This is a genomic window from Nonomuraea sp. NPDC005650 (assembly GCF_040605375.1).
Taxonomy (GTDB): Bacteria; Actinomycetota; Actinomycetes; order Streptosporangiales; family Streptosporangiaceae; genus Nonomuraea.
Genome location: NZ_JBEXCR010000030.1, coordinates 25,446 through 40,736, shown reverse-complemented (window position 1 = coordinate 40,736; position 15,291 = coordinate 25,446). Strand labels below are relative to the sequence as shown.

General features: G+C 69.6%; 17 protein-coding genes. 7 read left to right on the top strand and 10 right to left on the bottom strand.

Annotated features, from left to right (window positions below; genetic code table 11):
* Window positions 1–43 precede the first annotated feature (43 nt).
* Window positions 44–382 carry a hypothetical protein gene (locus ABZS69_RS41775; RefSeq protein WP_355382503.1) on the top strand — a complete coding sequence of 113 codons (339 nt, stop codon included), beginning with the start codon at window positions 44–46 and terminating at the stop codon, window positions 380–382.
* Window positions 383–456: 74 nt separating this feature from the next.
* Here ABZS69_RS41775 and ABZS69_RS41770 read toward each other — a convergent pair whose 3' ends face one another.
* Entirely contained in the window at window positions 457–1,632 is a 1,176-nt protein-coding gene (locus tag ABZS69_RS41770) for a pyridoxal phosphate-dependent aminotransferase (RefSeq protein WP_355382160.1), read from the bottom strand.
* 112 nt (window positions 1,633–1,744) lie between these two features.
* On the bottom strand, window positions 1,745–2,125 hold the full coding sequence (locus ABZS69_RS41765; protein ID WP_355382157.1) for a helix-turn-helix domain-containing protein: 381 nt from the start codon (window positions 2,123–2,125) through the stop codon (window positions 1,745–1,747).
* A gap of 109 nt (window positions 2,126–2,234) precedes the next feature.
* Between ABZS69_RS41765 and ABZS69_RS41760 the strand changes: the two genes are divergently transcribed.
* From ABZS69_RS41760 to ABZS69_RS41745, 4 genes are all read left to right on the top strand, one after another.
* Window positions 2,235–2,930 carry an SDR family oxidoreductase gene (locus tag ABZS69_RS41760; RefSeq protein ID WP_355382154.1) on the top strand — a complete coding sequence of 232 codons (696 nt, stop codon included), beginning with the start codon at window positions 2,235–2,237 and terminating at the stop codon, window positions 2,928–2,930.
* 261 nt (window positions 2,931–3,191) lie between these two features.
* On the top strand, window positions 3,192–4,421 hold the full coding sequence (locus ABZS69_RS41755; RefSeq protein ID WP_355382151.1) for a serine hydrolase domain-containing protein: 1,230 nt from the start codon (window positions 3,192–3,194) through the stop codon (window positions 4,419–4,421).
* A 147-nt stretch (window positions 4,422–4,568) separates the two neighbouring features.
* Entirely contained in the window at window positions 4,569–4,958 is a 390-nt protein-coding gene (locus ABZS69_RS41750) for a PPOX class F420-dependent oxidoreductase (protein WP_355382148.1), read from the top strand.
* 144 nt (window positions 4,959–5,102) lie between these two features.
* Entirely contained in the window at window positions 5,103–5,333 is a 231-nt protein-coding gene (locus ABZS69_RS41745; RefSeq protein WP_355382145.1) for a GNAT family N-acetyltransferase, read from the top strand.
* Between the two features lie 92 nt (window positions 5,334–5,425).
* On the opposite strand, the gene ABZS69_RS41740 is transcribed toward ABZS69_RS41745, so the two are convergent.
* Both ABZS69_RS41740 and ABZS69_RS41735 read right to left on the bottom strand, forming a co-directional pair.
* On the bottom strand, window positions 5,426–6,238 hold the full coding sequence (locus ABZS69_RS41740; RefSeq protein ID WP_355382142.1) for an aminoglycoside phosphotransferase family protein: 813 nt from the start codon (window positions 6,236–6,238) through the stop codon (window positions 5,426–5,428).
* A gap of 395 nt (window positions 6,239–6,633) precedes the next feature.
* Window positions 6,634–7,257, bottom strand: coding sequence for a hypothetical protein (locus ABZS69_RS41735; protein WP_355382139.1), 624 nt, complete (start codon window positions 7,255–7,257; stop codon window positions 6,634–6,636).
* Between the two features lie 396 nt (window positions 7,258–7,653).
* On the opposite strand from ABZS69_RS41735, the gene ABZS69_RS41730 reads away from it, so the two are divergent.
* Both ABZS69_RS41730 and ABZS69_RS41725 read left to right on the top strand, forming a co-directional pair.
* On the top strand, window positions 7,654–8,001 hold the full coding sequence (locus ABZS69_RS41730) for a hypothetical protein (protein ID WP_355382136.1): 348 nt from the start codon (window positions 7,654–7,656) through the stop codon (window positions 7,999–8,001).
* A gap of 136 nt (window positions 8,002–8,137) precedes the next feature.
* Window positions 8,138–8,608 (top strand): MerR family transcriptional regulator, encoded by a 471-nt coding sequence (locus ABZS69_RS41725; protein WP_355382133.1) that lies wholly within the window; start codon window positions 8,138–8,140, stop codon window positions 8,606–8,608.
* Between the two features lie 8 nt (window positions 8,609–8,616).
* Here ABZS69_RS41725 and ABZS69_RS41720 read toward each other — a convergent pair whose 3' ends face one another.
* The 6 genes from ABZS69_RS41720 to ABZS69_RS41695 form a co-directional block, all read right to left on the bottom strand.
* Window positions 8,617–10,941: a heavy metal translocating P-type ATPase gene (locus ABZS69_RS41720; RefSeq protein ID WP_355382130.1), complete on the bottom strand. Its 2,325-nt coding sequence runs from the start codon at window positions 10,939–10,941 to the stop codon at window positions 8,617–8,619.
* Between the two features lie 155 nt (window positions 10,942–11,096).
* Complete coding sequence (locus tag ABZS69_RS41715) at window positions 11,097–11,657, bottom strand: hypothetical protein (RefSeq protein ID WP_355382127.1); 561 nt, start codon at window positions 11,655–11,657, stop codon at window positions 11,097–11,099.
* Window positions 11,658–11,689: 32 nt separating this feature from the next.
* Window positions 11,690–13,492, bottom strand: a complete 1,803-nt coding sequence (locus tag ABZS69_RS41710) for a cytochrome c oxidase assembly protein (protein ID WP_355382125.1) — start codon at window positions 13,490–13,492, stop codon at window positions 11,690–11,692.
* Window positions 13,493–13,747: 255 nt separating this feature from the next.
* Window positions 13,748–14,350 (bottom strand): superoxide dismutase, encoded by a 603-nt coding sequence (locus ABZS69_RS41705; protein ID WP_355382122.1) that lies wholly within the window; start codon window positions 14,348–14,350, stop codon window positions 13,748–13,750.
* Window positions 14,351–14,496: 146 nt separating this feature from the next.
* A complete protein-coding gene (locus ABZS69_RS41700) occupies window positions 14,497–14,856 on the bottom strand; it encodes a hypothetical protein (RefSeq protein ID WP_355382119.1) in 360 nt (119 codons plus the stop codon).
* Complete coding sequence (locus ABZS69_RS41695) at window positions 14,856–15,290, bottom strand: hypothetical protein (RefSeq protein ID WP_355382116.1); 435 nt, start codon at window positions 15,288–15,290, stop codon at window positions 14,856–14,858. The genes ABZS69_RS41700 and ABZS69_RS41695 overlap by 1 nt, the downstream gene beginning before the upstream one ends.
* Window position 15,291: the final 1 nt, after the last annotated feature.

Sequence of the window (15,291 nt, the reverse complement as noted above, 5' to 3'; positions counted from 1 at the left end):
CTGCGCGACCTCAACACGGAGTGGGGCGAGTTGCCTGTTCGCGGTGCTCGAGGAACCCGACGGCCAGGAGGCTCTGTGGGGTCGGATCATCGACTCGATCCAGGCCAACCGGTCGCTGTGGTTCGTCAACTTCGAATCTGTCGCGTCCGCACGGAGGGACGAAGAGATCCGGGGAATGATCGCCGGCGGTCAGGAGCTCGCGAGAGTATCGCAGGCGCGGGCGTTCGCCGGCCTCGGGCCGGACAGCGACCCGGCCGAGGTCCAGGTGGCCGGATCGCACTACCTCGCCCTGCTCGTCGGCCTTGCCGCGCAATGGCTCACCGACCCCGAACGCGCGCCGACAGCGCGGCAGTTCGTCGCCGCGAACGTCAGCCCCGGCTGACCCCGCCCAGGCCCTGCATGGCTACCCGCGCGGTCCGCCCGACGCCGCGAACGCGCCCGCAGGGCCTGCCTGGTTCATCGAAGGGTGGCCACGAACCTCCCGAGCCGGTCGATCCCTTCGCGAAGATCATCCGTTGATGCCGCGTACGAGAGCCGGACGTGTGTCTCGGCCGTGTGGAAGCCGAAGTCCTTGCCCGGGGTGAGGGCGACGTGTGCCTCGTGCAGCGCTCGCTCGCAGAACTGCCAGGAGGTCAGCCCGGTGTGGCTGACGTCGAAGTACACGTAGAACGCGCCGTCGGGAGGGACGGGCACCGGCAGCCCGATCCGCGCCAGGCCCTCCAGGACGAGTGCGCGCCGCTCGGCCAACTCGACGCGGCGTGCCTCGCAGACCTCTAGGGACTCCGGGGTGAAACAGGCCAGCGCGGCATGCTGTGCGGGGGCGGACGCGCAGAGGAAGTAGTTCTGGGCCAGGCGCTCCATCGCCGGGACGAGGATCTCCGGAACGACGCACCACCCGAGCCTCCAGCCGGTCATGCCGAAGTACTTGGAGAAGCTGTTGATGACGATGGCGTCGGGATCGAACGACAGGACGCTCTGCGGTGGCCGGCCCTGGTCATCGTGGTCGCTCAGGTTGAGGTAGATCTCGTCGACCAGGCGCCACGCGTCCCGCTCGCGCGCGAGTTCGCAGATCGCCGCGAGCTCGTCGGCGGGGACCGAGGTGCCGGTCGGGTTCGACGGGGTGGCGATCATGACTCCGCGGGTGTCGTCCGTCCAGCTCGACTTCACCGATGCCGCGTCCAGTTGGAAGCGGGTCTCGGCGGTGGCGGGGACGAGCGTGACGCGGGCGCCGAAGCTTTCGACGATCTGCCGGTTGCAGGGGTACGACGGGTCTGCGATGAGCACCTCGTCGCCCGGGTTGACGAGTGCCGCGGTGGCCAGCACCAGGGCGGCCGAGGCTCCCGCGGTCACGACGACCCGGGAAGGGTCGACCTCGACGCCATGCTCGTTCCGGTAGAACCGCGCGATCGAGTCTCTCAGTTCGGGCAGCCCGAGTGCCGCCGTGTAGGGCATCGCCCTTCCGTCCATGACCTCGCGCATCGCGTCCCGGACGGCCGGGGGCGCGCCGAAGTCCGGCTCGCCGATGCTCAGCTTGATGACGTGGTGCCCTCGAGACTCCAGCGTCGCGGCGTGCTTGCCGAACTCCATCGCGAAGAACGGGGCGACGGCCAGCGCACGTTGCGAAATCCTCACGCCGCGACCTCCGGCTCGCTCACGCGTGGGTGCAGGTCGTCTTCCATGGCTCTCCTTGATTGCTCCGAGGGGTGATCGCACCGGGTTCCGCCGCTTCCACGGGCGCCGGGGTTCAGCGGTTGTCGTAGTGGTGGCGGGCGGCTTCGATCTCGTCGTTGTGGTCGGTGGCCCACTGAACGAAGGCGTAGGCCGTCTCGCGCATGCCTTCACCGAGGGCGGTGAGCCCGTATTCGACGCGGGGCGGCATCTCGGGATAGGAGGTGCGGGTGACGAGTCCGTCGCGTTCCAGGTGCCGCAGGGTGAGGGTGAGCATCCGCTGCGAGATGCCGGGAATCTGGTCGTACAGGGCGCCGAAGCGGAAAGGCCCGGCGGCGAGGATGCCGATGACGAGGATGGACCATTTGCCGCCGACCCGATCGAGGGTGTCGCGGATGCCGTGGCCGTTGTCGGGCCAGGACGCGCAGGGGTGTGGCGGGATCCGGGTCGCCGCCATGCGCGGGTCTGGATCTTGGCTTGCGAACATTGATGTGCCTTTTGTACGGGTCAAAATAGCTGCTTATGGTGGAGCTACTTACAAATCGTAACCAATGTGGGGTACCTGCATGTCTTCCACCATTGCCGTCGTCGGTGCCGGGCCGGGTCTGGGCCGGGCGATCGCCCGGCGGTTCGGCGCGGCCGGACATCCGGTCGCGTTGATCTCCCGCAACCGCGACAAGCTCCAGCCGATCGCCGACTCCCTGGCCGCCGAAGGGATCAGCGCCGGGGCGTACCCGGCCGACGTCACCGACAGCGCCGGGCTGACCGCCGCGCTGGAGGCCGCCGCCGCCGATCTCGGCCGGATCGGCGTCCTGTCCTACAGCCCCGCCCCCGCCTGGGACCACAGCGCCGGGCCGGTCCCCGACACCGCGGCGATGGGCTTCACCACCGCGCTGGAGACCACGCCGGAGTCGGCCCGCTCCCAGGTCGACCTGATCGTCGGCGGCGCGCTCACCGCCGCCGCGGCGGTCCTGCCCGCGATGCGCAAGGCCGGTGACGGGGCGCTGCTGTTCACCACCGGCGCCTCGGCGATCCTGCCGATCCCGCTGCTCGGCAACGCCGGCATCGCCCAGGCCGGCCTGCGGCACTGGGCGAAGACCATCGAGGGCGATCTGGCCGCCGACGGCGTCTACGTCGGACACGTGAGCGTCGGTGTCGCGATCGTCCCGGGTGGGGGCGAGGGCGATCCCGATGCGCTCGCCGAACGCTGGTACCAGCTCGCGCAGGCCCGCGACACCTTCGAGACCACCATCGGTTTCTGACCCGTCCCCCCGGCGAGGTGCCGCGCCGACGCGGGAACCTCCCGCCGGCGGCTGCGACACCGGCCCGCGTGGACGTTCGGCACCCCGGCGGCGTACGGGCCATGGGGCCGGCTACTTCCCGTCGCGTGTCAGCGGCGGTGTCAGGACAGCGACGGCCCGGTATCAGCGCGGTTGGCGATCGTAGACGCCATGAACGGTTCAGCGAACCGGGCCGCGCCGGGCCGGGTCTCGCAAGACCGAACGCCGTACGCGAGGAGATTCATGATGGGACAGAGCAAGGGCGGCTTCTCCGAGGCGGGGCTGCGCAGGCTGCGCGACGTGCTGGCGCGGTATGTCGAGTCGGGGAGGATTCCCGGGCTTGTCGCCCTGTTCAGCCGGGGCGGGGAGGCGCACGTAGAAGCGATCGGGACGATGCGCCACGACGGTGGCGCGCCGATGCGCCGGGACACGATCTTCCGGATGGCGTCGACGTCCAAGCCGCTCACGGTCGCACCGGTGATGGTCCTGCTCGACGAGTGCCGGTTGCGGCTGGATGACCCGGTACAGGAGTGGCTGCCCGAACTGGCGGACCGGCGGGTGCTGAAGCGGCCCGACAGCCCGCTGGACGACACCGTGCCTGCGCGACGGCCGATCACCGTACGGGACCTGCTGACCTCCACGTTCGGGCTCGGCATGGATCTGACGGCGATGAGCTTTCCGATCATGGGCAAGGTTTTCGAGCTGGAGCTCACTGGCCATGGAGCGCCGGTGCCCGGACCGGACGAGTGGATGCGCCGCCTCGGCACGCTCCCGCTGATGCACCAGCCCGGAGAGCAATGGCAGTACCACATCAGCATCGACGTGCTGGGCGTGCTCGTCTCCAGGGTCACCGGCCGGCCGTTCGAGACGTTCCTGCGCGAACGCATCCTCGACCCGCTGGGCATGAAGGACACCGGTCTCCACGTGCCCGCCGACAAGATCGACCGGCTGCCGCCCGCCTACGCCCCCGATCCGGAGACCGGAGAGTTCATCGTGTGGGACGAGGCCGAGGGGGGACGTTACAGCTGGCCTCGGGAGTTCCAGTCGGCCGCCAATGATGTGGCCTCCACCGTCGACGACTACCACGCCTACTTCCGGATGCTGCTGAATCACGGGATGCACGGGAGCGAACGGATCCTGTCCCGGCCCGCCGTCGAACTGATGACCACCGACTGCCTCACACCCGGGCAGGAAGCCGCCCGAACCGCCCTGGCCAGAAACAACGTCCACGTGTCGTTCGGCCAAGGACAGCAGGGCGGCTGGGGCTTCGGGATGGCGGTGCGCACCTACCGCGGCGACTACGCGCCTGTCGGCCAGTTCGGCTGGGACGGCGGAACGGGCACCGCCGTCTACGCCGACCCGCACAACCAGCTCACCGGAATCCTGCTCACCCAGGTCGGGCTGTCCGTCCCGGATCCTGCGCGGCTTATCCAGGACTTCTGGACCACGCTCTACCAGGCACTCGACGACTGACGACTTCGGCTCATCCGCCCGGCTGGGCACCAGGTCCCGCCACCTCGCGTGCTTCGCCGCCCACCGCTGTATGACGTGCCGGGCCACGCTCGAACCGGTACGGGACCGGTTTGACCAGGCCGGCCCCAAGATTGGAGGCTAGCCCCCATGAGCTTCACCAAGGCCGAACTCGACTATCTGGCCGGCCAACCCCTCGGCCGCCTGGCCACCGTCTCCCCGACCGGCCAGGTCCAGAACAACCCCGTGAACTTCTTCGTGGACGCCGCCGCCGGCACGATCACGATCGGCGGCGGCGCGCTGGGCGCCACCAAGAAGTTCAGGAACGTTCAGCAGGGCAGCACCGCCTCGCTCGTCGTGGACGACCTCGCCGCAACGGACCCGTGGACGCCACGCGGCATCGAGATCCGCGGTTCGGCGGTTGCCCTGACGGACCACGAGCCACCGCTCCCGGGGCTGGCCCGGCAGATCATCACGATCACGCCCACCCAGATCATCTCGTGGGGCTTGGACGGCCCCAGAGCGAGCCGCAAGGTCTGAAAGGGCAGGTGCTGTCGCCGGTATGACTGATCGTCCCGACGGTCCCAAGCGGCTCCGCTACGACGTGCGGCTGCCGCAACCTGTGCCGGCACCTGACTTCCGACCTCCGGGAGAAGCCGACGTACCTGCCCTCGGCCGCCTGGTGTGGGACGCCTATCGGGGAACCTGACCACGCTCTGGAAGGAGGAGCCGCTCCTGGCCTACGTCTTCACCGCGCCCTCGCACACCGGCCAAGGGCTGGGGCGCCGACTGATCGAAGCCTCGATGCACGCCGTGGGCGAGCAGGGCCATCCGACCTTGTCGCTCGCGGTGACAGAGCACAACGTCCGAGCCCGTCGTCTCTACGAATCCCTGGGTTTCACGCCCCACCGATGAGCGGTGCCCCCAGAGCTCAGAACCTCGGCCGCCGGGCTTCCCACCAGCAGCCCTCCGTCCCGGTACACCAGTGGGACCTCGAAGGTCCGCGATCAGCCACCTTCGCGATCGAGCGCCGCCCGGATCTGGCCGAGCCACTCGGTGCCCAGCCGGCGCCCGTTCGGGAATTGGTCGTCTCGATCCCAGCGCCACGTTGTGATCACCGCCAGCATGAGGATCCGGCACTCGCGCAGCAAGTCTTGATCGACACCCGGATAGTGCCCGCTGACTTCTTCGGGCGCATGGGCGAGGTCGAATTCGACAGGCCCACGGCAACACGTCTCGAAATCTATGAACAGCAGCCCGTTCTTCGTGGTGAGCACGTTGCCCGGATGCGGCTCGCCGTGCAGCAGCTGCTCGGCGCCGCCGCGCTCGCCGATGGCCCGTCTCAGGCTTCGTAACGTGTCGCCGAGCAGCTCCCGGTCCGCGTCGGCGAGCGCCGGAGTGTGATCGTGGCTCGCCACGAGTCGTTGAGCCTGCTCGACTCGATCCGTGAAATGCGGCGTCGGGACATCGAGCTCGCGCATGCCGGCATGCAGCCGTTCGAGCGCATCGGCGTAGTCGGCTGGTGAGACCTCTCGAGGTGTCACGGGCTCGTAGTACGTCCACAGCGTGACCACGAAACCATCACGCTCATAGACGCGTGGCTCCACCCGAGGCTCCAGAGCAGCCACAGGGCACCCGGATTCGGCGAGCCGCTGAGCAAGCTCGACCTCGAACTGTGCGACCTGCTGCGCCACAGGTGCCACCCGGGCCAGGACGTCGCAAGGCAGGAGACGCAGAGTGAGCTTGTTCGAGTCATGAAGAACGATCGCGTCGTCGGCTGCCAGGCCAAGTGATGAGGCGATCGACATGGCCGCGGCCATCGCACGCGAGACCTCTGATGCCTGCATCGTTGCCCGGACCCTCTTCCTCAAGCGTGCAATCCGGGCACCTTACCAAGTTTGTCGATCGAGAGCCGCGGGAGCACGACGGGTGGGGCGCCCACTCGACCGATGAGTTCCGCCTCGCCGCGCCTGCGGGAGGCGATGCCGGCGGACGCGACGACCCATTCTGGAACTCCGAACTCCGCTGACGTCAGGCGACAAATGCCGTAACAAAATTAATTTGTCACGGCATTTGTCATCCGCCTGTTCGAGTGGCTGAGAGTGATTTCGGCTCAATCGTCGGTCCCGGTGCTAAGAGATGCGCTCGGCCTCCGGGGAGGGCGTCGTCGCCGAAATCGTCCCATGGCGGGCCTTCTCACCCTGGTGCGCTACGGCTACCAACCGTGGTGGCCGGACCTGTCGTGCTCGAACTTCTTCTCGTGCTCGTCCTCGTCGTGCTCGAACTTCTTGTCGCGCTCGTTCTCTTCGTGCTCGAACTTCTTGTCGCGCTCGTTCTCGTCGCGCTCGAACTTCTTGTCGTGCTCGAACTTCTTGTCGTGGTCGAACCTGAGGTGGTCGAGCTTGAAGTGGTCGAGCTTGAAGCGATCGGACTTCTTGTCGCGGTCGAACTTCTTCTCGCGCTCGTTCTCTTCGTGCTCGAACTTCTTGTCGCGCTCGTTCTCGTCGTGCTCGAACTTCTTGTCGTGCTCGGACCGGTCGTGCTCGAACTTCTTCTCGCGGTCGAACTTCTCGTCGTGGTCGAACTTCTTCTCGTGTTCGAACTTCTCGTCCTTCTCGGACTTCTCCTCGCGGCCCCACCAGAGGACATCGCACACCACGCCGAAGTGGTCGTGCTGCGAGCAGCCCGTGGCCGAGTTGGGCTGGAGGGGGGTGGTGCTCGCGCTCGCCGCTGCCTGGCCCAGCGGAACGAACAGGAGGCCGGCGGCCGCAGCGGCCAGAGGTAGTTTCGCGATACGCCTGTAGCGCGGCGTCAGCAAATGCCGAATTTCAGTATTCACGTGCTCTCGTTTCCATTCATGGATAAATCGACGCGAAATCTGACACCCACGTCGCAGTAGGCATTCAGACGGAAGCGTACATACCCACAAGGAATATCTCATTCACCTAAATGAACCCAAACAACCCGTCAAATCCGACACCTTCAGAGAGGTATCATCGAGCAAAGATTTTGGTGTTCTTTGCATGTCGCGAGACATGTCACGACGCTTGTTTAGAATGATTGGCATTCGTCGGCACGCGGCGAGGACGGGAAGGTCTAAAGGGAGCGGGCCAGGTCGGGCAAGGTTTTGGAGGTGCCCTGCAAAAAGCCGTCGGCACCGGCGGAAACACGGTGACGGCCGTTTTCAAGTCCTGGGCTTGCATCCGGTACCTAGGTACAGGTTTACCGTCGACATATGACCCAAGACATCGCCCCTGACCTGGGATGGGCGCCGTCGGCGTGCACGCTCCCCACCGCGGAGCGGCCGCTGCGGGTGGCCGAGTTCGACGCTCTGTTCGCCGACGCAGTGCACACGGCGGTACGGCCAGAGCGCACCCGGCTGCGCCTGGGGCTCGGCTTCAGCCCGGACCACGCGGCGCGAGCTGCTGAGCTGGCGGCGCGGGAGAACTGCTGCTGCTCGTTCTTCACCTTCACCCTCACCATTGCCGACGGCACTCTGGCGCTGGAGGTGGCGGTGCCGCCGGAGCACGTCGACGTGCTGGACGCGCTGCAGGCCCGCGCGAGTGCGGCGGTCTCGTTGTGAAGCGTCCGCACGCCGGCGCCACGAGGAGAGGATCGATCGCTCGCGGGGCTCCGCCCGCGCCGCTGTCGGCAGAGTTGACCGGGCAGGCGGCCCCTGACCGGGCGGCCCCGGTGGTCGTTGTGGCGGGGTGACCGGTATGAGACAGGACATCGACGGGCCGTACCTGCGTAGTGGGCAGGTGGCCGAGCAGGCCGGGGTCAACCTCCAAACCCTGCGCTACTACGAGCGCCGCGGGCTGATCGCCGAACCGCGGCGCAGCCCGGGCGGGCACCGCGCCTACCCGCCCGAGACCGTGACCCTCCTGATGGTGATCAAAGCCGCCCAGCGGCTCGGCTTCACCCTGGGGGAGGTGGCGGAGCTGATCGACACCGGCCGGCGCGGCCACCCGACACCTGACCTACGCGCCCGCGCCCAGGCCAAAATCGCCGAGGTGGACGCGCGGATCGCCGACCTGGCCACCATCCGGGCGGCGCTGACCCAGGTGATCAGCGCCGGCTGCGAGAGCCTGACCCACTGCACCTGCCCCGACTGCCCACTGCCGTTCGCCGACCTGGCCGAAGGCCGCGCCAGGCCGTCTGCGAGCCCCTGTCCGGTCGCGCGTCGGTGAGGCTTTCCTCAAGGCCCCTGGTGAATTGTGGCGGGGACCGGCTCATCCAGGTCGTCGTCCCCGTAGCCGGCGAAGGGGTCGGCGGTCGCGGGCGCCGGGGCGAAGCGGCGTAGGCGCAGGCTGTTGGTGACCACGAACACCGACGACAGCGCCATGGCGGCTCCGGCGATGAGAGGGTTGAGCAGCCCGGCGGCGGCGAGCGGAAGCGCCGCGAGGTTGTAGCCGAAGGCCCAGACGAGGTTGCCCCTGATCGTGGCCAGGGTGCCACGGGCCAGCGCGATGGCCGTGGGCGCGACGTCGAGGTCATCGCGGATCAGGATGAGATCGGCGGCGGCCAGGGCCACGTCGGTGCCCTCGACCACGGCCAGGCCGAGATCGGCGCGGGCCAGGGCCGGGGCGTCGTTGATGCCGTCGCCGACCATGGCCACGCGGTGGCCCTCGCCCTGGAGCCGGGCGACGGTGGCCTCCTTGTCGGCGGGCAGCACTTCGGCGATGACCTCGGTGATGCCGACCTGGGCGGCCACTGCCCGCGCGGTGACGGCGTTGTCGCCGGTGAGCAGCAGTGTTCGCAGGCCCATGGAGTGCAGCCGGTCGATCGCCGCGGCGGCCGAGGGCTTGATGGCGTCGGCGAGCGCGAGCACTCCCACGGCCTGTCCGTCCAGCGCGACGAGGACGACGGTGCGCCCCTCGCCCTCCCACCGGGCCCGCGCCTGATCCAGCGGCGGCGGAACGGCAACGCCCTGCTGGGCGAGCAGCCGGGCCGAGCCGATGAGGACCCGCCGGTCCTCGACCGTCCCGCGGGCGCCCAGCCCGGACAGCGCGGCGAAGTCCCGCACATCGGGCAGATCGCCGAGCTCTGCGCGGGCGTGGGCGGCGACTGCCGCCGCGATGGCGTGTTCGGAGGCGTCCTCCACGGCCCCGGCGTGGCGCAGCACGTCGTGGGGCGCGATGCCGTCCGCGGTGATCAGGTCCACCACGCTCATGCGGCCCTGGGTCAGGGTGCCGGTCTTGTCCAGGACGACGGTGTCGATGGCTCGGGCGGACTCCATGGCCTGGTGGCTCTTGATGAACACGCCGAGCTTGGCGCCGGTGCCGGAGGCGACCTGGAGGGCGGTGGGGATGGCCAGGCCGAGCGCACACGGGCAGGCGATGATGAGGACGGCCAGCGCGGCGGTGACCGCCTGGTGCGGCTCACCCCCGGCGAGCAGCCACCCGGCCAGGGTCAGCGCGGACAGGCCGAACACGACCGGTACGAACCAGCCGCAGATCCGGTCCGCGAGCCGCTGGATGGCGGCCTTGTCGGCCTGGGCGTGTTCGACGAGCCGGATCAGGGCGGCGAGCTGGGTGTCGGCGCCCACGCGAGTGGCGCGTACGACGAGCCGCCCGCCGAGGTTGACGGTCGCGCCGGTCACCATGTCACCCTCGCCGACCTCGACGGGCACCGGCTCGCCGGTCATGGCACTGGTGTCGATCGTGCTCTGCCCGGACTCGATGCGGCCGTCGGCGGCGATGCTCTCACCCGGGCGTACCACGAACAGATCACCGGCCCGCAGGTCGGCCACGTCGATGCGGTACTCGTTGCCGTCGGCGCGCAGCACACTGACGTCCTTGGCCCCGAGCTCGGCCAGCCGGCGCAGCACGGCGCCGGAGGAGCGCCGCGCCCTGGCCTCCAGGAACCGCCCGGTCAACGCGAACATGGTCACGCCACCGGCGACGTCGAGATAGAGCGCGCTGTTCGGCGCGGACAACAACGCCCACAGGCCCGTCCCCGCCGGTTCGGCGTCGATCGGGAACAGGATGACGTACACCGACCAGCAGGCGGACGTGATGACCCCGGTGGAGATCAGGGTGTCCATGGAGGTGGTGCCGTGCCGCGCGGCCCGCAGCGCGTTGCGGTGGAAGGGCCACGCGCACCAGGTCACCATCGGCAGGGTCAGGCCGATCAGCACCCTCTGCCATCCGGGGAAGCGCCAGGCCGGTACGAACGCCGTCCCCATGGACAGGTCCGCCAGCACCACGGCCAGCCCGATCGCGACCACCATGCGCCGTCCCAGCATCCGCACCCGCCGGTCGTCGGTGTCGTCCGGCTTGTCCGAGGTGTGCGGCGTGTAGGGCTCAGCGCTGTAGCCCGTACGTTCGACCTCCCGGATCAACTCCTCGGCCGAGACGCCCTCGGCCTGGATCGTCGCCTTCTCGGTGGCGTAGTTGACGCTGGCGCTCACCCCGTCCATCCGGTTGAGCTTGCGCTCCACCCGCGCCGCGCAGGATGCGCACGTCATCCCGCCGATGATGAGCTGAACAGATTTATCGTCTTTGAGCTTTGTGACTGTCATGTGGGCTCCGTAGGTTTTTCGCGCTCAAGGGCCGTTCGGGAGCGCAGCCCGAGCAGGAAGGGGTCGATGAGGACGCCCGCGCAGAAGTACGGCCGCAGCGCGCGCCATTTACCGGGCGTGGCGGAACACCGGGCCGGCAGCGGCCCGAAAGGGTGTCAGACGAGGGAGAAACGCACCGGCGGGCCACGCCGGGAGATCGCCGCCGCGAACCGCGACTGCGGGAAGGGGACGTGCTCGTCCCGTGATGGGCGAGGGCCGCGCGTGCCTGCCTCGGCCGGCCCGCCCGCCAGGACCGACAGGACCCTCCACCAGCGCCGGACGGTGGTCACGGCGAGATGGAGCAGGACAGCCAGAGCCGATTCGCCGCGCTCCAGCCACCAGGCCGAGATGAGCGCCGTCATGGCGTGCACCAGGAACATCCCCATGCCGGTGCCATGCTCATGACCAGGCTGAACCGGCGCGGCCACACCTGCGCTGAACAGGTGGTGCATGCCGTACTGGGCGGCGAAGCACGCCGCGAGCAGCGCTCCTATGCCGCGCTGGCCGCCGCCGAGCAGGTAGGCGCCCGCCCAGGCCGCCGCGGACGCGCCGAGGAGGAGGTCCGGGCGCACCGGCCCGCCACCGGCGAAGACGTGCAGGGCAGCCGAGACCAGCACGCACACCGCCGCGAACACCGCGGCACGCGTCGCGCGCAGGAAAGGCTCACCGACATGCACCCGGTCATAGTGCCATGTGATCGTCGGTGCGCCTACCGTCGTACGGGCGGACTCCCCCGTACGCGGGCCGGCGCCGCCTGCCTGAGCCAGGCCATGCGGACGGCCAGCAGGGCGAACGCGGGCAGCGGAAGGAGCATGGCCACGGCTCCGGCCAGGCGCTGGTCGGCCAGGAGGTCCGGGACACCGGGTGGGGCCGCGAGGGAGAACCAGTCGTTCGCGACCGGCGGACCGAGCAGCAGGAACGCGCCCAGGGCCAGGTGGGTCAGGGCGACCACGACCAGCAGCCGGGCGCGGACGGCCCAGGGAATCGGGCGGAGGAGCGGGTCGACGCCTGCCAGGACCCAGAAGATCAGCAGGCTGAGCCCGAAGAACAGGGCCTGGGTGAGCAGGTGCGGGGCGTACCCGGAAAGGGACCGCGGGAGCCAGGGCGTGGCGTACAGCAGCAGGAACGCGAGGGGACAGGCGGCGAGGAGGAAGGCGGGGCGGGTCAGGCGGCGGGCGGGGAGCGGGAGCTCCGGGCGTAAGGACGCGGCCAGGGTGAGCGGGGCGCCCAGGCAGAGCAGGAGCGGGGCGAGGGCGGTGAGCACGGTGTGCTGCAGGACCTGCACCGACAGCATCGCCCGCGCGTACCCGCCCACGCCGGCGAGCAGCACCAGCGTCATGAGCGCAAACCCCGCGCACCAGGCGAGCGTGCGTCCGATCGGCCACGATGCGGCCCGGCGCACGCCGACCAGGTAGGCGACGGCCGGCAGCGCCAGGAGCAGCAGGACGGTCGGGTCCAGACGGACCTCGGTGACCAGCGCGCTCGGGGTGAACGGGGCGAGCGGGTACTCCAGGACGAGGTGGTCGTGGCCGCCGCCGCTGCCTGGGGGCGGCGGAGTACGGGACAGCCCGACGGCCAGTCCGACGGCCGCCGCCATCACCGTCACCTCACCGGTCGCCAGCCGCACGAAGGTGTGGCGTACGGATCGATCGGCGATGCCCGCAACGGTGCGGCGGCGGTGCGTCCAGCCGAACAGGCCCAAGGTCACGAGGGCGGCGGTCTTGGCCACCAGGAGCTGGCCGTAGGTGCTCTGCCAGAGGTCGGACGGGGTGCTGAGCCGTACCCAGGCGCCGGCCACGCCGGAGACGGCCACCGCGGCGAAGCAGCACAGGGCGAGTGTGCTGAAGCGGGGCAGCACCGTCGGCAGGTGTTCGGAGCGGCGGAAGTGGACGAGCACCGCGGCCAGCCCGCCGACCCAGACGGAGACCGAGATCAGGTGCGACATCAGCGCGGACACGGCGATGTCGTGGTCAGCGGCGGAGGCGGCGTGCCCCACGTAAGCGGGTGGCAACAGGCCGAAGACGGCGATCATCGGGCGGACCCAGGCGGGCAGCGTCCGTAGCCGCGTGGAGATGGCCGCCACCGTCGCCACGGGCGGGACCCACAGCAGGGCCTGGGTCTGCGGCAGGGCCGTGCCGAACCGCAGCAGGTCAGGGGCCGAGAGCAGGTCAGCGACGGGCAGGGGGATGAGGTTGGACAGGGTCAGCACATAGCTCAGCAGCGCGGCGAAGGTCCAGCCGAGAGCCCACCAGCCGGCCGCGCGCAGGCACGACTCGGACTCTCCGGTATCGCTCGGAGCGAGGGCGGCCGCCGTGAGCGTTCCGACACAGGCGAGCGCGCACAGGTCGTAGCAGAAGCGGGCCAGCGGCAGCCCCCACACGGTGAGCGGCCCGGCGGTGGGCAGCCCCGGGAGCTCAGGCTGGATCGCGCCGCCGAACCGCAGGACGACGACCAGCACGACCACGCCGGCGGCGACCGCCGCACCGGCGTAGATCCGTTCCGGGGCCTTCATGGCGGCTCCGCCCGGCTAGGGTGCCCACGCTGGGATATTCGCATGGTGCCACACCGGCGGAGCCCCGGCCACGGTGATCAGGCCAGGTGCTTGGCGATCTCGCGGCCATCGCGAGGCCCGGGGTGAGCGTGCGGGCGGGTGAAGACCTGGTCTGCCACGACGGTCAGGAAGCGGTGGACTGGCGGAGGTGGGCGGCGCCCATCCGGCCCTGCGGACCAAGCTGGAGCCGGGCGGGCGCCGCTGGCATGGGGTGGCTCAGGCGCCGCGGGCGGCGTCGTAGCGGGCGATGACGTCGTTCCAGTTGATCAGGCCCCAGAGCTTCTCGACGTAGTCCGGGCGCACGTTGCGGTACTGCAGGTAGTAGGCGTGCTCCCAGGCGTCGAACACGAGCAGCGGGGTGGTGTTCATGCCGACGTTGCCGTGGTGGTCGTAGACCTGCTCGACCACCAGGCGGCGGCCGAGCGGCTCCCAGGCCAGCACGCCCCAGCCCGAACCCTGCACGGTGGCGGTGGCGGTGGTGAGCTGCTTCTTGAAGGCGTCGAAGGAGCCGAAGTGCTCGGTGATCGCGTCACCCAGTTCGCCGTCGGGGCGGTCGCCGCCGTCGGGGGACAGGTTCTGCCAGAAGATCGTGTGCAGGACGTGCCCGGACAGGTTGAACGCGAACGTCTTCTCCAGCCCGACCAGGCCGCCGAACTCGCCCTTGTCACGCGCCTCGGCCAGTCGATCCAGGGTGTCGTTGGCGCCCTTGACGTAGGCGGCGTGGTGCTTGGCGTGGTGCAGCTCCAGGATCTCCCCGGTGATCGCGGGCTCCAGGGCCGCGTAGTCGTAGGGCATGTCCGGAAGGGTGTAGTCACCCATGGGCGTCTCTCCTCGAAATCTCCTACTTGCAAATATCTCGCAGAAACAATATCTATGCAACAAGCTCGCGTCATGGGCGGCATGCCGACAGCGCCGGCACCGGCCCGAAGCCGCGCCCGCTCGCAGCGGTGCGTTCGCGTCGGCGGTCAGACGGGGATGAACAGTGCCTCGAACGGCGGGTTGCCGACGCCGGTCGTGACGTGCCCCGTTCCTGTGGTGTCGGCGGCGAGCACCAGGTCGCCGGGGCCGAAGCGACGCCGGCTGCCGTCGCTGACCGTCACCTCGATCGTCCCGCGCAACATCACGACCCACTGCTCACGCGGCGCCGGGTGTGCGGTGCTGTCGAACGCGGCACTGCGCAGGAACTGCACGCCGTCTCTCGACGGCAGCCCACCGACGGCCATGGCCGGCACTCCGTCGGCCACCTGCCGGTGTTCCAGGGCGATCTCGCCGTCCTCGAACGCCGATCCGCCGCCCTCCACGCGGATGATCCTCGTGAAGCGCATCAATTCACTCCGATGAACTGGTGGTCGGTGCGGATCCGGCCATCGCCGTCCAGGGTGAGGATGTCCAGGCCGCCGCCGACGGTCTGTCCCGTGCGGGTGGACACCATCGACCACCGGACGCCGAGCACGTTGGGCAGCAGGAGGGAGGCCTCTTCTGCGCGCTCAAAGGCGTGTTCGCCCGACGCGACGAACATCTCGTAAGCACGGGTCACCCTGGCGTTCAAGGCGTCGTGGCCCCGGACTTCAAGCTGTGGCACCGGAAACGCCAGCCCCGCGGCGGCCTCGCGGATCTCCTGCGGCGGGTCGACCAGCACCTGGACCCCGTCAAACGCCCACACTTCGCGGATGAGCGCGGCTCGGGCCGCCGGATCGGGTTCGTTCCACTGGGCGACGTATCGGTCGGCCCATTGCTTGATATCGAGTGGGTTGCTCATG